The 13227-nt window shown below is 70.4% G+C and carries 13 protein-coding genes; 6 read left to right on the top strand and 7 right to left on the bottom strand.

Annotation, left to right across the window (positions count from 1 at the left end; all coding sequences use genetic code 11):
• Window positions 1–50: 50 nt before the first annotated feature.
• Complete coding sequence (gene pepN, locus OG627_RS23605) at window positions 51–2627, top strand: aminopeptidase N (RefSeq protein ID WP_329068213.1); 2577 nt, start codon at window positions 51–53, stop codon at window positions 2625–2627.
• A 258-nt stretch (window positions 2628–2885) separates the two neighbouring features.
• Here pepN and OG627_RS23600 read toward each other — a convergent pair whose 3' ends face one another.
• From OG627_RS23600 to OG627_RS23585, 4 genes are read right to left on the bottom strand one after another with little or no spacing between them, the layout of a single operon-like run.
• Window positions 2886–3083, bottom strand: coding sequence for a hypothetical protein (locus tag OG627_RS23600; RefSeq protein ID WP_329068211.1), 198 nt, complete (start codon window positions 3081–3083; stop codon window positions 2886–2888).
• Complete coding sequence (locus OG627_RS23595; protein ID WP_329068209.1) at window positions 3080–3553, bottom strand: DUF6082 family protein; 474 nt, start codon at window positions 3551–3553, stop codon at window positions 3080–3082. The genes OG627_RS23600 and OG627_RS23595 overlap by 4 nt, the downstream gene beginning before the upstream one ends.
• A complete protein-coding gene (locus tag OG627_RS23590; protein WP_329068207.1) occupies window positions 3550–4056 on the bottom strand; it encodes a hypothetical protein in 507 nt (168 codons plus the stop codon). The genes OG627_RS23595 and OG627_RS23590 overlap by 4 nt, the downstream gene beginning before the upstream one ends.
• Window positions 4053–4469, bottom strand: a complete 417-nt coding sequence (locus OG627_RS23585) for a recombinase family protein (protein ID WP_329068205.1) — start codon at window positions 4467–4469, stop codon at window positions 4053–4055. The genes OG627_RS23590 and OG627_RS23585 overlap by 4 nt, the downstream gene beginning before the upstream one ends.
• A gap of 220 nt (window positions 4470–4689) precedes the next feature.
• Here OG627_RS23585 and OG627_RS23580 point away from each other — a divergent pair, with 220 nt between their 5' ends.
• The 5 genes from OG627_RS23580 (at window position 4690) to OG627_RS23560 (ending at window position 10471) form a co-directional block, all read left to right on the top strand.
• A complete protein-coding gene (locus tag OG627_RS23580) occupies window positions 4690–5856 on the top strand; it encodes a helix-turn-helix domain-containing protein (protein WP_329068203.1) in 1167 nt (388 codons plus the stop codon).
• A gap of 15 nt (window positions 5857–5871) precedes the next feature.
• Window positions 5872–6615, top strand: coding sequence for a 5-formyltetrahydrofolate cyclo-ligase (locus OG627_RS23575; protein ID WP_329068201.1), 744 nt, complete (start codon window positions 5872–5874; stop codon window positions 6613–6615).
• 267 nt (window positions 6616–6882) lie between these two features.
• Window positions 6883–7851, top strand: coding sequence for an ADP-ribosylglycohydrolase family protein (locus tag OG627_RS23570; protein ID WP_443073524.1), 969 nt, complete (start codon window positions 6883–6885; stop codon window positions 7849–7851).
• Between the two features lie 151 nt (window positions 7852–8002).
• Window positions 8003–8653: a hypothetical protein gene (locus OG627_RS23565; protein ID WP_329068199.1), complete on the top strand. Its 651-nt coding sequence runs from the start codon at window positions 8003–8005 to the stop codon at window positions 8651–8653.
• 192 nt (window positions 8654–8845) lie between these two features.
• The gene (locus OG627_RS23560; RefSeq protein WP_329068197.1) at window positions 8846–10471 is read left to right on the top strand and encodes a serine/threonine protein kinase; all 1626 of its coding nucleotides are present in this window, start codon (window positions 8846–8848) and stop codon (window positions 10469–10471) included.
• Window positions 10472–10544: 73 nt separating this feature from the next.
• Here OG627_RS23560 and OG627_RS23555 read toward each other — a convergent pair whose 3' ends face one another.
• The 3 genes from OG627_RS23555 to OG627_RS23545 all read right to left on the bottom strand — a co-directional run bounded on the left by OG627_RS23555 (window position 10545) and on the right by OG627_RS23545 (window position 13187).
• Window positions 10545–10787, bottom strand: a complete 243-nt coding sequence (locus OG627_RS23555) for a hypothetical protein (protein WP_329068194.1) — start codon at window positions 10785–10787, stop codon at window positions 10545–10547.
• A gap of 66 nt (window positions 10788–10853) precedes the next feature.
• Window positions 10854–12941 carry a 4-alpha-glucanotransferase gene (gene malQ, locus OG627_RS23550; RefSeq protein ID WP_329068192.1) on the bottom strand — a complete coding sequence of 696 codons (2088 nt, stop codon included), beginning with the start codon at window positions 12939–12941 and terminating at the stop codon, window positions 10854–10856.
• Window positions 12942–12953: 12 nt separating this feature from the next.
• Complete coding sequence (locus tag OG627_RS23545) at window positions 12954–13187, bottom strand: hypothetical protein (RefSeq protein WP_329068191.1); 234 nt, start codon at window positions 13185–13187, stop codon at window positions 12954–12956.
• Between the last annotated feature and the right edge of the window lie 40 nt (window positions 13188–13227).

The following is a 13227-nucleotide window of genomic DNA, read 5'->3' as shown; positions in this document are numbered from 1 at the left end:
AGGATGAACCCAAACGTCACAGACCGAGGACATACCGAGGAGATGACCGCGTGCCCGGCACCAATCTGACCCGCGAAGAGGCGCAGCAGCGGGCGAAGCTGCTCACCGTGGATTCGTACGAGATCGACCTCGACCTCTCCGGAGCGCAGGAGGGGGGCACCTTCCGGTCCGCGGCCACCGTGCGCTTCCGGAGCGCGGAGGCCGGGGCCGGGACGTTCATCGACCTGGTGGCTCCCGCCGTGCACGAGGTCGTGCTGAACGGGACCGCGCTGGACGCCGCCGCCGTCTTCAAGGACTCGCGGATCGCGCTGGACGGGCTGCACGAGGGCGACAACGAGCTGACGGTCGTCGCGGAGTGCGCGTACACGAACACGGGTGAGGGGCTGCACCGCTTCGTCGACCCGGTCGACCAGCAGGCTTATCTCTACACGCAGTTCGAGGTGCCGGACGCGCGGCGCGTCTTCGCGTCGTTCGAGCAGCCGGACCTGAAGGCGACCTTCCAGTTCACCGTGAAGGCCCCCGACGGCTGGACCGTCGTCTCGAACTCGCCGACGCCCGAGCCGAGCGACCACACCTGGGTATTCGAGCCGACGCCGCGCATCTCGTCGTACATCACCGCGCTGATCGTCGGCCCGTACCACTCGGTGCACAGCTCGTACGAGAAGGACGGGCAGTCGGTGCCGCTCGGTATCTACTGCCGGCCCTCGCTCGCCGAGTACCTCGACTCGGACGCGATCTTCGAGGTCACGCGGCAGGGCTTCGACTGGTTCCAGGAGAAGTTCGCGTACGACTACCCCTTCGCCAAGTACGACCAGCTGTTCGTGCCGGAGTTCAACGCGGGCGCGATGGAGAACGCGGGCGCGGTGACCATCCGCGACCAGTACGTCTTCCGTTCGAAGGTGACGGACGCGGCGTACGAGACGCGGGCCGAGACGATCCTGCACGAGCTGGCGCACATGTGGTTCGGCGACCTGGTCACCATGGAGTGGTGGAACGACCTGTGGCTGAACGAGTCGTTCGCCACGTACACGTCGATCGCCTGCCTGGCGTACGCGCCGGAGTCCCGGTGGCCGCATTCGTGGACGACGTTCGCCAACTCGATGAAGACCTGGGCCTACCGGCAGGACCAGCTGCCCTCCACGCACCCGATCATGGCGGAGATCCGTGACCTGGACGACGTGCTGGTCAACTTCGACGGCATCACGTACGCCAAGGGCGCCTCGGTACTGAAGCAGCTCGTCGCGTACGTCGGCCAGGACGAGTTCTTCAAGGGCGTGCAGGCGTACTTCAAGGCGCACGCGTTCGGCAACACGCGCCTGTCGGATCTGCTGGGCGCGCTGGAGGAGACCTCCGGGCGTGACCTGAAGACCTGGTCGAAGTCGTGGCTGGAGACGGCCGGCATCAACATCCTGCGCCCGGAGATCGAGCTGGACGACGCGGGTCATGTGACGTCCCTGGCCGTGCTCCAGGAGGCCCCGGCGCTGCCGGAGGGCGCGAAGGGCTCCCCCGTCCTGCGTCCGCACCGGATCGCGGTCGGCTGCTACGACCTGGACGGCGACGGCAAGCTGGTCCGTACGAGCCGGATCGAGCTGGACGTGGACGGCGCGCGCACGGAGGTGCCGTTCCCGGCGAACACCCCGCGCCCGGCGGTCATCCTCCTCAACGACGACGACCTGTCGTACGCGAAGGTCCGGCTGGACGAGGAGTCGCTGCGGGTCGTCACCGAACACCTCGGCGACTTCGCCGAGTCGCTGCCGCGCGCGCTGTCCTGGGCCTCGGCGTGGGACATGACGCGCGACGGCGAACTGGCCACGCGCGACTACCTGGAGCTGGTGCTGTCCGGCATCGCCAAGGAGTCGGACATCGGCGTCGTCCAGTCCCTGCACCGCCAGGTGAAGCTGGCGCTCGACCTGTACGCCGCGCCCGCGTGGCGCGAGGCCGGGCTGACCCGGTGGACGGACGCCACGCTGGCCCACCTCCGGGTGGCCGAGCCGGGCAGCGACCACCAGCTGGCGTGGGCAAGGGCGTTCGCCGTGACCGCGCGCACCCCGCAGCAGCTCGACCTGTTGCAGGGGCTGCTGGACGGTACGGAGACGGTCGAGGGCCTGGCCGTCGACACCGAGTTGCGCTGGGCGTTCGTCCAGCGGCTGGCGGCGGTGGGCCTGCACGACGAGGAGGAGATCACCGCCGAGTACGAGCGCGACCGCACGGCCGCCGGCGAACGCCACGCGGCGGCCGCCCGCTCGGCCCGCCCGCTGGCCGAGGCCAAGGCGGAGGCGTGGGCGTCGGTGGTGGAGAGCGACAAGCTGCCCAACTCCCTCCAGGAGGCGGTGATCGGCGGCTTCGTCCAGACCGACCAGCGCGAGCTGCTCGCCCCGTACACGGAGAAGTACTTCGCGGCGGTCGAGGGCGTCTGGGAGTCCCGCTCCCACGAGATGGCCCAGCAGGTCGCGGTCGGCCTCTACCCGGCCCTCCAGGTCTCGCGGGAGACGCTGGAAGCGACGGACGCCTGGCTCGCCTCGGCGGGCCCGAACGCGGCGCTGCGCCGCCTGCTCTCGGAGTCGCGCGCGGGCGTGGAGCGCGCGCTGCGAGCACAGGAGGCGGACGAGGCGGCGGGCGCGGCGTAGCCGCGGGGTCTTTGGTCCTGGGCTGAGCCCGGCGACGACCTGCGGGTGGTCGCCGGGCTCAGCCGCGTTGCGGGCGGGGACGTGTACGGGTGGTACCGGGTCAGGGCCGGTGGTGCGAGTGCGGGTCGTCGCCGGGTGCCCCTCCCCTGCCGGTCACAACCCCGGGCCGCGCCGAGTCACTACCGCGCCCGATCGCGACGGCTATGGCGAGGATCCCGAGGACGGCGCCCAAGGTGACGGCAAGGGCTTCGAGCCGCCTCACGGGGCGGGCCGGTGCGGGTGACGGGCCATCTCCACATTGCGGTCGCTGACACGGGACAGGTCCCCGGAACGCCGGGCCTCCTCCCGCCGCGCGCGCAGCCCCGCGCACACGACGCATCCGGCTACCGGGACCGGCTCCGGTACGGGAAGCCCGAGCCGGGGCGCGTCGTCCATGGTCCTCTGCGAGCCGCTCACGAGCTCTCCCCGGCCTCGGTGGCCATGGACTGCTCGTGCCAGGTGTCGTAAGCGTCGTCGAAGAGCCGCACGAAGCGCCGGTCAGCGCCGTCCCTGACTTCCCCGAGCATTGTGTGCCGCGCGTACTCCCAGGCCGACCGGTTCTCCGGATGCCGCATGAAGTCTGCCGCCACTCGTCGCATGGCACCGGGGGCGACGATCCGGGTGCGGTGCTGAAGGGACCAGAGAAGTAACCAGCGGTGGCAGTGGAGTTGGTGGGTACGCTCCTCAGCTGCGAATGCGGCCAACGATGCCCACATAACGGCGAGCGCCGGATGCTGCTCCTGATCGGCCATGAGCCGCGCGTGCATCTCGCCGGTGGTCAGCCGACAGCGCTGGCGATGCCGCCGTACGCCGAGCGCGATGTGCACGACACCGACCGCCGAGGCGGTGAACAACGCGGTGGATACGGCGGGGACAAGGGACTTCATGCGGGACCTTCTGTGGGTGAGACGTGTGGTGCGGGACGTGGCCGTGTATGTCGGCGTCGAGTGCGACGAAACGGCCACCACCGGCGCGGCTTTCGCGCCGTAGCGCCGCAGCGGACGGCCCCGGAGTCCGGGAACGCCGTCGGTACGGCGGTGAGGGTGTAGCGGCCGGAACCGTCCGCCGTGCTGACCGTCAGCCGGTCACCGCACACCAGCCGCCGCCGGGCCGCGTCCTGCTGCCCGTGGTCGTCACCCCAGGCCCGCAACGCCGAAGGAGCGTGCGGCACATGGGCCGCCACGGGCACGAGCACCGGCCCGGAGTACACCGCCCACGCCGTGTACGGGTCAGGGTCGAGCCCGTCGGCGATCCGGTGCGCCTGACCCCGCAGCCACTGGAGGGTGCCCTCCGGTGTGTACGTCCGGCGCGCCCCCAACACCACCCGCACCACGGTCCCGTTCACCGGCCCTTCGGCCACGACGGTCGACACGTAGACGCGCCCGTTCACCGTTCCGAGCTTCCTGGAGCAGGGCCCGTGATACCGACATGCGACGATCTGTTGGCCACGCTACTCGCCGGTGGACCCCCAAACTCCCCGCCGCACCGTTGCCCCTGGACTACCCAGATACGCGCGCCCGTCTCCTGCTCAATGTGCTGCCGCATGGCATCCTGAAGGCCAGGCAGCCGAGCGAAGTGCCAGAGCGAGGGGACGATAATGTCCTTCACTTCGTGGCATTTCAAGGCGTCGAGCATCACGTAGAAGGCAGACTCCGAACACCAGATGTTCTCCGTGAACATCTGGTCGAGCGTGAAGCCTTCACGCTGCGCGTACGCGGCGAGTTCCTGTTTGACACGCTTGGATTCATCGTCCGTCTCGTCACTGCTCACGACGCGCATGTAGCCGTAAATCGCAGGCCGCATGAAGTTCCCTCCTGGCGATGGAAGATCGACATGGCAGCTGACTTTGCGTACGGCGCCATGGGACCGACTTAACGGCCAGAAAAGCCCCTTGAGCTGGAAAAACCCAGAGCAAAAGCGAGGTGGAAATGACGCATAAATGAGGCACTGGAGGGCCTGACCTGGGAAAACAGGCCCTGTCTGGCTATGGTTGGCAGTCCCCTGATCCCGGGAGGGAAGAACGATGACGGCCAAGCGCGTGCGGCTCGCTCAGCGCCGTAAATCTGCGGGCTACAGCCAAGAGAAGCTCGCCGAACGGCTGGGCGTCGAGCGCTCAACGGTCGCACGCTGGGAGACGGCCGAGAGTGAACCTCAGCCATGGGCGCGTCCCAAGCTTGCCGCAGCACTGAAGGTGACGGTTGAGGAGTTGCAGTCACTGTTAGATGACGTATCGGTCGTTCAGACCAAGCCGAGTGAGCGCATGAACTACGTTCTCGAACACCCCTCGTCCGTGGACTTGGTGGCGGTCGCCCTTTTGCACGAACGGATCTGCCAGCTTGACGAGCAGTACGATCGAGCGCCCTCGACAGCGCTGATGGGACCCGCCGGTCAGATCCACGGGCAGGTGAAGTTCCTTCGGGAGAACACAACCCGCCCCCGTGTACGAAAAGCTCTCTTTGAGGTCGAAGCCGAGTCGGCCACGTTCATGGGGCAGCTTGTCTGGGACGTGAGCCAGAGGCGCGATCATGAAGCGCCTGTCGTTTATCTGGATGCAGCAGTGACGGCAGCCCGCCAGGCACACGATCCGTACACGGAGGCGTACGCGACTCTGCGAAAGAGTTTCGTCGCGCTCTACGGCGAGAGGAATCCCCTCAGAGGCGCGTCTTTGGCAGGACGCGCGGCCGAAGTCGCCCGACATGTCAGCCCTTCTCTCACCGGGCTGAGCTTGCTTCACGTAGCCGAAGGCTCCGCTATGACCGGCGACCTCAAGTCATGTGAGGAGGCTCTGACGAAGGCGGAGGAACAGCTCAACCGGGTCGGCACCGACGACATGGCTGCCGACTACTACACGATTAACGAGTTCAGTCGCTTGTCCGGGTCGTGCTACCTCTTCTTGAACCTGCCCGAGCGGGCGGAGCCCATTCTACGCAAGACGGCCAGGGCGCTCGTGGCGAAGCAGAAGAGCCAGGCCATCGTGCTCGGGAATCTCACCTTGTCGCTGATCCGCCAGCGCAAACTGGACGAGGCGACAGTCGCCATACATCGCACGATCGACGCCGTGGAGCTGACCCGCGGTGGGGGCGGTCTCAACCTGGCTTTCGCCGCTTGTCGAGAGCTTCGAGAGTGGCGGCACGAACCGTGGGCCCAGGACATCAACGATCGCCTACTGGCCCTCATGACGGCCATCTAGTAATAGTGGTGAAACGTGACGAACATCGACCAGGCCAAGGAAAACGTTCGCGACCAGGTGTGGCGCCAACTCGAACGTGAGGGAGCGGTACCGGAAGGCTCCTACGGCAAGATCCCCGGCTTCTACGGCGCTGAGGCGACCGCCGACCGACTGGCGGAGTTGGATGAGTGGAAGCGCGCCCGGACGATCAAGGCAAATCCCGACTGGGCACAGCTTCCGATCCGCACGCGAGCGCTCCGGGACGGCAAGTTGCTTTACATGGCAGTCCCGAGGATGGCGAGCCTTCGACCGTTCTTCCTGCTTGATCCGGAGGCACTTGAGCTGCCGGTCGAGCAGGCCGCGGAGAAGAGGGGTGCCGCGCAGGCGGCTCGCCGTGTCGGAGTCGAGGACATGAACCCCATCGATGTCGTGATCTGCGGCAGCGTGGCCGTTAACCGTTCCGGTGCGCGCATCGGAAAAGGCGCTGGGTACTCCGACCTGGAGGTGGCGCTCCTCATCGAGGCGGGCCTCGTGACGGAGGAAACAGTCATCGTCGCGCCTGTCCATCAGTTGCAGGTCATCGACGGGGAGATCCCCGAGACAGAGCATGACTTCCGTGTCGACCTCATCGTCACGCCGGACGAAGTGATCGAGTGCCCCAACCCTCGCCGACCACAAGGACTTGTCTGGAGCGACCTCGCACCGGAGAAAATTGAGGCGATCCCGGTGTTGGCTGCGCAGGTGCGTGCTCGGCAGGGGACACGCAGCTTTCGCAGGTGAAGGGCCACGGTATCGGCGAACGCCTTCGCCGCCTTCGTACAGGCCGCCCGGACGGGAACAGGCACCTCGGCACCTCGTCCCCTTCTCCGGCATGAAAGGTGAGTTGCCGTACCCACCTCTGCGCCGAGCTGCGAGGCGGACATGGCTGTCGGACTCCGCTTCCACGGCGCCGTCGGCCCCTTCGACCGTGCCCTGACCGGATTTCGCGGCTGTCATCGGCACCGCCGGGGCGGCGGTGTTTGCCCGTGATTCGTATGCTCCCAGGCCATGACCGTGGTGAAGCGCATGAAGCGGGTCGTCGGCGCCGTTGTCGGTTCGGCCGTGGGGGACGCGCTGGGTGGGCCCTTCGAGTTCGGGCCGTCAGGAGCGTTCTCCGCGCGGTTCCCGGTGGCCGGGGCCGGGGCCGGTGGGGAGATGGCCGGGGGCGGGGGCTGGGATCCCGGGGAGGCCACCGACGATACGCAGATGGCGGTCCTGGTCGGGGAGTCGCTGCTGGAGCGGGGCGGGCTGGATCTGCCGGACATCTTCGGGCGCTTCCAGCGGTGGGCGGTGTCCGAGCCCAAGGACATCGGTCTCCAGACCGAGGACGTGCTGACCAACGGCTCGCCCTGGGACCTCGCCGCCGCGGTTCACTTCCAGGTCAACCGGCACGCGGCGGGCAACGGCTCGTTGATGCGGGCGTCGACGTCGGCGGTGTACTTCGCGCCGGGCGGGCGGCGCGTCACCATGGACGCGGCCAGGCGCGTCGCCGCGCTCACGCACGGCGACCGGGCCGCCTGGGAAGGCACCGCCGTCTTCCATGAACTCGTCCGCGTCGCGCTGGACGGGGCCGAGCCGCTCGCCGCGCTGCCGGACATCCTGGGCGCCGTCCACCCGGATCATCGCGCGCGGTACGCCACGGTCCTCGCGCCGGACTGGCATCCGGGGCTGGCGACCGAGTTCAACGGCGCCGTGTGGCCCTGTCTGGGCTCCGCCGTCTGGGCGCTGCGCACGACGGAGAGTTACGAGGACGCCGTACGGGCCGCGATCGATCTCGGCGGGGACACGGACACGGTGGCGGCGGTCACCGGAGGGCTCGCGGGGGCTCGGTACGGGCTGGACGCGATCCCCGGCCGCTGGACCGGGCCGTTGCATGTGCCGCTGCCCGGCTCCGGGGCCCGGGTGCTGCGGCTGCCGGAGCTGCTGGACCTCGCGCGACGTCTCGGCGGCTCGCACGGTCCCGGGCAGGCCGCTTGAGCTGGTTGTTGGTGCGATCCAACGCGTTTTCATGGAACCGAAGTTGTGAGACAGAACCCAGACATTTACGGGATCATTTCAGGATCGACTCGGCCCTAGTGTGATCGGTGTCAGCAGGAAACACCGCAACCGACAATCGCTGGAGATCAAGATGCGTTCGCGTCTCGCCGCCCGTTCCGCCCGTCTCGTCCTGGCCGCCGCGGCCGTAACGGCCCTCGCCGCCACCACCACGGCCTGTGACCCCGACGACATCGACGCCGCCGCCACCTCCTCCGCCTCCGCCGCCACCTCCGCCGACAGCGACGGCGGCTCCTCCAAGGGCGGCTCCGGCTCCAGCGATTCCACCTCGGGCGGCTCCGGCTCCACCACCGACGACGCCAAGAAGGACGGCTACGGCCAGTCCTGCGGCACCAACGACCTGGACTTCACGGCCACTTCGGAGACCCAGGCCGGCGGCTACTACCTCATCACCGCCAAGGCCAAGTCCGGAATCACCTGCTACCTGGACGTCAACACGCCTAGCGTGTCCTTCGGCTCCAAGCCCGAGGGCGTCGCCTCCCCCGTCGGTCAGGGCGGCGAAGACCCCATCAAGCTGAGCGGCTCCACCGTCGCCTACACCGGCGTCAGCCCCAAGAGCACCAACACGAACGACGGCGTGGAGTTCGGCTTCCTCATCATCGCCGTCACCGAAGAGGACGAGAACCCCGCCGAGGTCAAGCTCCCCGACACCGCCACCGTCGAGAAGCCCCTCGTCACCAACTGGAGCACCACCGTCTCCGGTGCCGTTCCGCGCATCGTCTGACACTCCACGCCGAGCAGCCGCCCCACTCCACGAAGCGACCGGCGCCCCGAGCGCGGTCGGCGGCGTCGGGGTCAGGGGCGGATCGGCGTTTGCCCCCCCCTGAAGGTCACGGTCCGCGCGGGCGTCAGCCCCGGCCGTCGCGTTCGACACCCAGTTCAACTCCCCCTACGGGGTATGTGAGATGGTCCCGCCGTGAACCAGCTTCGTACCACTGACCCCACCAAGCTCGGCCACCACACCATTCTCGGGCGTATCGGCGCCGGAGGTATGGGGCAGGTGTACCTCGGACGTTCGCCAGGGGGCCGGCTGCTCGCGCTGAAGGTCGTCAGGGACGATTTCGCCCAGTCCGCCGACGTACTGACCCGCTTCCGCCGCGAGGTCGAGACGGTCGGCAGGGTGCGCAGCGCCTATACGGCGGCCCTGGTGGATTACGACGTCACCTCCAAGCCGTACTGGCTGGCGACCGAGTACGTGTCCGGCCCCACGCTCGGCGCGGCCGTGCCGACGGCGGAGGGACTGCCGGCGGAAGGGCTGCCGGCGGAGGTGTGCCTGCTGCTGTTCGCGGCGCTGGCTGAGGCGCTGGCGGATGTGCACGCGCGCGGGGTCAGCCACCGCGACCTGAAACCCCAGAACATCATCCTGTCGTCCGTCGGTCCGCGGCTGATCGACTTCGGCATCGCGCGCGCCACGGACCACACCGTGCTGACCCAGGCCGGGCAGACGGTGGGCAGCCTCGGCTACACCGCGCCCGAAGCGATGACCGAAGGGCCGGTCGGGCCCGCGGCGGACATGTTCGCGCTCGGGGCCACGATGGCGTACGCGGCGACCGGGCGGGCGCCGTTCGGTTCGACCATGGCGTCGGTGGTGTACCGCAGCATGAGGGGCGAGACCGACCTCACCGGCGTCGACAGCCGGGTCGCTGAGCTGATCACGTCGTGCGTCAGCACGGATCCCGCTCTCCGGCCGGACCCGGCGGAGATCATCCGGCGGTGCGACGTCCGGACCTCGCTCACCGAGAACCCGGTGTACCGGGCGCTGGTGGCACAGGCGGAGACCCCCGTTCCCGATCCGACGCGAGCGGCGGCGGACGCCACGCTCATGGACGCCACGCTCGCCGACGCTCGGACGGCCCCCCGAACAGCTCCTATGACGGCGCTGGCCCCGGCGCCGGACTCCGCCGCGCATACGGGTACGGGTACGGGGACAGCGGGTTCCCCGCCCGGACGCGACCGGCGCCGGACCTTCCGGTGGGCGGCCGCTGCGGTCGCCGTGCTCGTCGTCGCGGGCTCGCTGACGGCCGTCGGCCTGCTCAGGGATTCGGACACGTCCAAGACCCCCAAGGGGTCCGGCACCTCCCACTCGCAGCTCCCGGATCCGCCCCCGGCGTCCGGTGATCCGGCGGCCGAGGAACCGGCTCCCGAGGAACCGGCGCCGGCCGAGGGGGCGTTGACGGGGATGAACGACACGTGCGCGCACATCGCCAACTCCGATCCGCAGGACGGCAGCGTGCTCCAGGTGTGGACCTGCAACGGCACCGAGGCCCAGCGCTGGCAGATGACGGAGGACGGCCGGCTCCAGGCCCTGGGCAAGTGCATGGACGTCGAGTGGAGCGGCACGGAGAACGGCACGCCCGTACGGCTGTGGGAGTGCAACACGTCCGACGCGCAGAAGTGGGAGCCGCAGCCGGACGGAACCCTCAGGAACACGGGCTCAGGACGGTGCCTGGACATCCCCTCGGGCAACACCGAGAACGGCACGGAGCTGGCGATCTGGGACTGCATGGGCAACGACAACCAGATCTGGCGGCTGCCCGGCTGACGCCCCGCGTCCGGATACGCGAAAAGCACCGCTCGCACCCAGGGCGCGGGCGGTGCTCAGCAAGACGGGTGGGTCAGGCGTGCCCGTGGTCCTGCTTGCGCGACTTGTCGAGGAGCATGACCAGACCGGCGATGACGCCGAAGATCACCAGGGGCGCCACGACGTACAGCCCCAGCGTCTCGCCGACGCTCAGGCCCGGGCCCGGGTCGTCGCCGTCGTCGCGGGTCAGCGCGAGCGCCGGGGACGTCATGAGCAGCATCATCAGCGTCGTACCGGCCGTCAGGGCGCCGGCGCGCAGAGCGTTCTTCTTGTCCACGGTGCAAACGTAGCGAATGGCCGGGCGGGCCGCGCGGCCGGGGTGACCCTAGCGGGGCCGCGGGCGTCAGTGCGGGTGCAGGACCTCCATCAGGCGGTGCAGCCGGGGCGAGACGGTGAGCTGGTCCAGGGTGACCGGGCGGCCGGCCGCGTCGGCGACGGGCAGGCGCCAGTTGGGGTACTGGTCCCAGGTGCCGGGCAGATTCTGCGGGCGCCGGTCGCCGACCGTGTCGGGGAGCCAGACGCCGATCATCCGGGCCGGGGTGCGCGACAGGAAGCGGTAGACGGCGCGGATGTCCTCCTCCTCGCTGCCGTCGCCCTCGGGGAGCAGCCCCAGCCGGGTGAGCGCGCCGAGCCACTCGGCGACCTCGGCGCGGTCCTCCGCCTGCTCCCGCTCCAGCGGGCGGCCGAGCAGCCCGAGCCGGTGGCGCAGCTCCACGTGCTCGCCGGTGAGCCGGGCGGCCGTGGAGGGCAGGTCGTGGGTGGTGGCGGTGGCCACGCATCCGGCGCGCCAGGCGCCGGGCTCCAGCGGGCGGCCCGTGCCCTGCCAGTCGCGCTCGAACCAGAGGACGGAGGTGCCGAGGACTCCGCGCCGCTCCAGCGCCTCGCGTACGCCGGGCTCGACGGTGCCCAGGTCCTCCCCTATGACGACGGCGCCCGCGCGGTGGGCCTCCAGGGCGAGGACGGCGAGCATCGCCTCCGCGTCGTACCGGACGTACGTCCCGCTGGTGGCCCGCTGCCCCTCGGGGACCCACCAGAGGCGGAACAGGCCCATCACATGGTCGATCCTGAGCGCGCCCGCGTGCCGCAGCAGGCTCTTGAGCAGGTCGCGGTACGGGGCGTAGCCGGACGCGGCCAGCGTGTCGGGGCGCCACGGGGGCAGCCCCCAGTCCTGGCCGAGCGCGTTGAAGGCGTCGGGCGGGGCGCCGACCGACATCCCGGCGGCGAAGGCGTCCCGGCGCGCCCAGGCGTCGGCGCCCTCGGGGTGGACGCCGACGGCGAGGTCGTGGACGATCCCGACGGCCATGCCGGCGTCCCGGGCGGCCCGGGAGGCGCCCGCCAGCTGTTCGTCGGTGAGCCAGGCGAGCCGGGAGTGGAAGTCGACGCGGTCGCGCAGCAGCCGCCGGGCCTCGGCGGTCTCCGGGGAGCGCGGGTCGCGCAGCCCGGCGGGCCACTGGGACCAGCGCGGGCCGTGCGTCTCGGCGAGGGCGCACCAGGTGGCGTGGTCCTCCAGGGCCGTACCCCGGTCCGCCAGGAAGTCGCAGTAGGCGGCGCGGCGGCCGGGGCCGAGCGGGACGGTGTCGAGGATCTCCAGGGCCGCGCGCTTCAGCTCCCAGACGGCGTCCCGGTCGATCAGGGCGTCCTCTTCGAGGACCGCGGCCCGCAGCGCCGCCGCCCGCTCCACGAGCGCGTCGAGCCGCTGCCGGTCGGCGCCGCGCACGTACGCGTACTCCGGTACGTCCTCGATCCGCAGGTGGACAGGGTCGGGGAAGCTCCGCGAGGACGGGCGGTAGGGGGAGGGGTCGGTCGGGGTGCCCGGCACGGCGGCGTGCAGCGGGTTGATCTGCACGAAGCCCGCGCCGAGGGCGCGGCCCGACCAGCCGGCGAGTTCGGCCAGGTCACCGAGGTCGCCCATGCCCCAGGAGCGGGCCGACAGGAGTGAGTAGAGCTGGACCAGGAAGCCGTGGGTGCGGGCGGGCGGCCGCGGGACCCGGGCGGGCGCGCGGACGAGCGTGGCCCGCCCCTCGCGGCCGTCGGGGGCCTCGGCGGCCAGCAGATGGACACCGAGCGGCAGCCGCGCCCATACGGCGGGGTCGGCGGGGGCCGTGCGCGGCAGCTCGACCGACTCGCCCCGCTCCGTCTCCACCCGCAGCGTCGTGCCGGGCGGCAGTGCGGCGAGGGCAGGCGGCAGGGCGGCGGCCTCGCCACCGTCCTCGGCGGTCATGACGACCACCGTCGGCGGCAGCAGACGGCTCGCGGCGGCGGACTCGGCGCGGCTCAGCGCGTCGTCCACCGCCGCGGGGCTGGACGCGTCGACGTCCAGGGCGGCGAGCACGGAGACGACCGTGTCGTCGGAGACCGGGACGGTGACGCCCGGGGAGGGTGAGTACGCGGTGGCGACACCGTGCAGCTCGGCGAGCCTGGCCAAGCCCATGCGAACTCCTGTTCAGACTCCTGGGGACTCCGTGCCGCCCGCGGTGCCGGGCGCGGTCGGCTCGCTGGTCAGCGGCGCGGTGTCGGCGAGCGGGGGCTCGCTGGTGAGGGGGGCTGCGTCGGCGAGCGGGGGCTCGCTGGTCAGAGGTCCCGCACCGGCGTCCGCGAGCGGAGGCTCGCTGGTCAGCGGTGCGGGCTCCGCCTGTTTGGACAGGGCCGAGAGAAGAAGCTGTGCGGATGCCGCCATGATGGCGCCTCCCATGGAAGGGGAACAGGTCACTGCCAGC

The sequence above is a fragment of the Streptomyces sp. NBC_01429 genome (assembly GCF_036231945.1).
GTDB lineage: Bacteria > Actinomycetota > Actinomycetes > Streptomycetales > Streptomycetaceae > Streptomyces.
The sequence above is the reverse complement of the archived record's forward strand: the minus strand, read 5'-3'. Positions and strand labels throughout refer to the sequence as shown.

Bases quoted from the DNA above. Each gene is read 5' to 3' on its own strand.
- malQ (WP_329068192.1), bottom strand. From the start codon at position 12,941: ATGGGCTTGGCCAGGCTCGCCGAGCTGCACGGTGTCGCCACCGCGTAC.
- OG627_RS23585 (WP_329068205.1), bottom strand. From the start codon at position 4,469: ATGCGGCCTGCGATTTACGGCTACATGCGCGTCGTGAGCAGTGACGAG.
- OG627_RS23545 (WP_329068191.1), bottom strand. From the start codon at position 13,187: ATGGCGGCATCCGCACAGCTTCTTCTCTCGGCCCTGTCCAAACAGGCG.
- OG627_RS23580 (WP_329068203.1), top strand. From the start codon at position 4,690: ATGACGGCCAAGCGCGTGCGGCTCGCTCAGCGCCGTAAATCTGCGGGC.
- OG627_RS23570 (WP_443073524.1), top strand. From the start codon at position 6,883: ATGACCGTGGTGAAGCGCATGAAGCGGGTCGTCGGCGCCGTTGTCGGT.
- OG627_RS23595 (WP_329068209.1), bottom strand. From the start codon at position 3,553: ATGAAGTCCCTTGTCCCCGCCGTATCCACCGCGTTGTTCACCGCCTCG.
- OG627_RS23565 (WP_329068199.1), top strand. From the start codon at position 8,003: ATGCGTTCGCGTCTCGCCGCCCGTTCCGCCCGTCTCGTCCTGGCCGCC.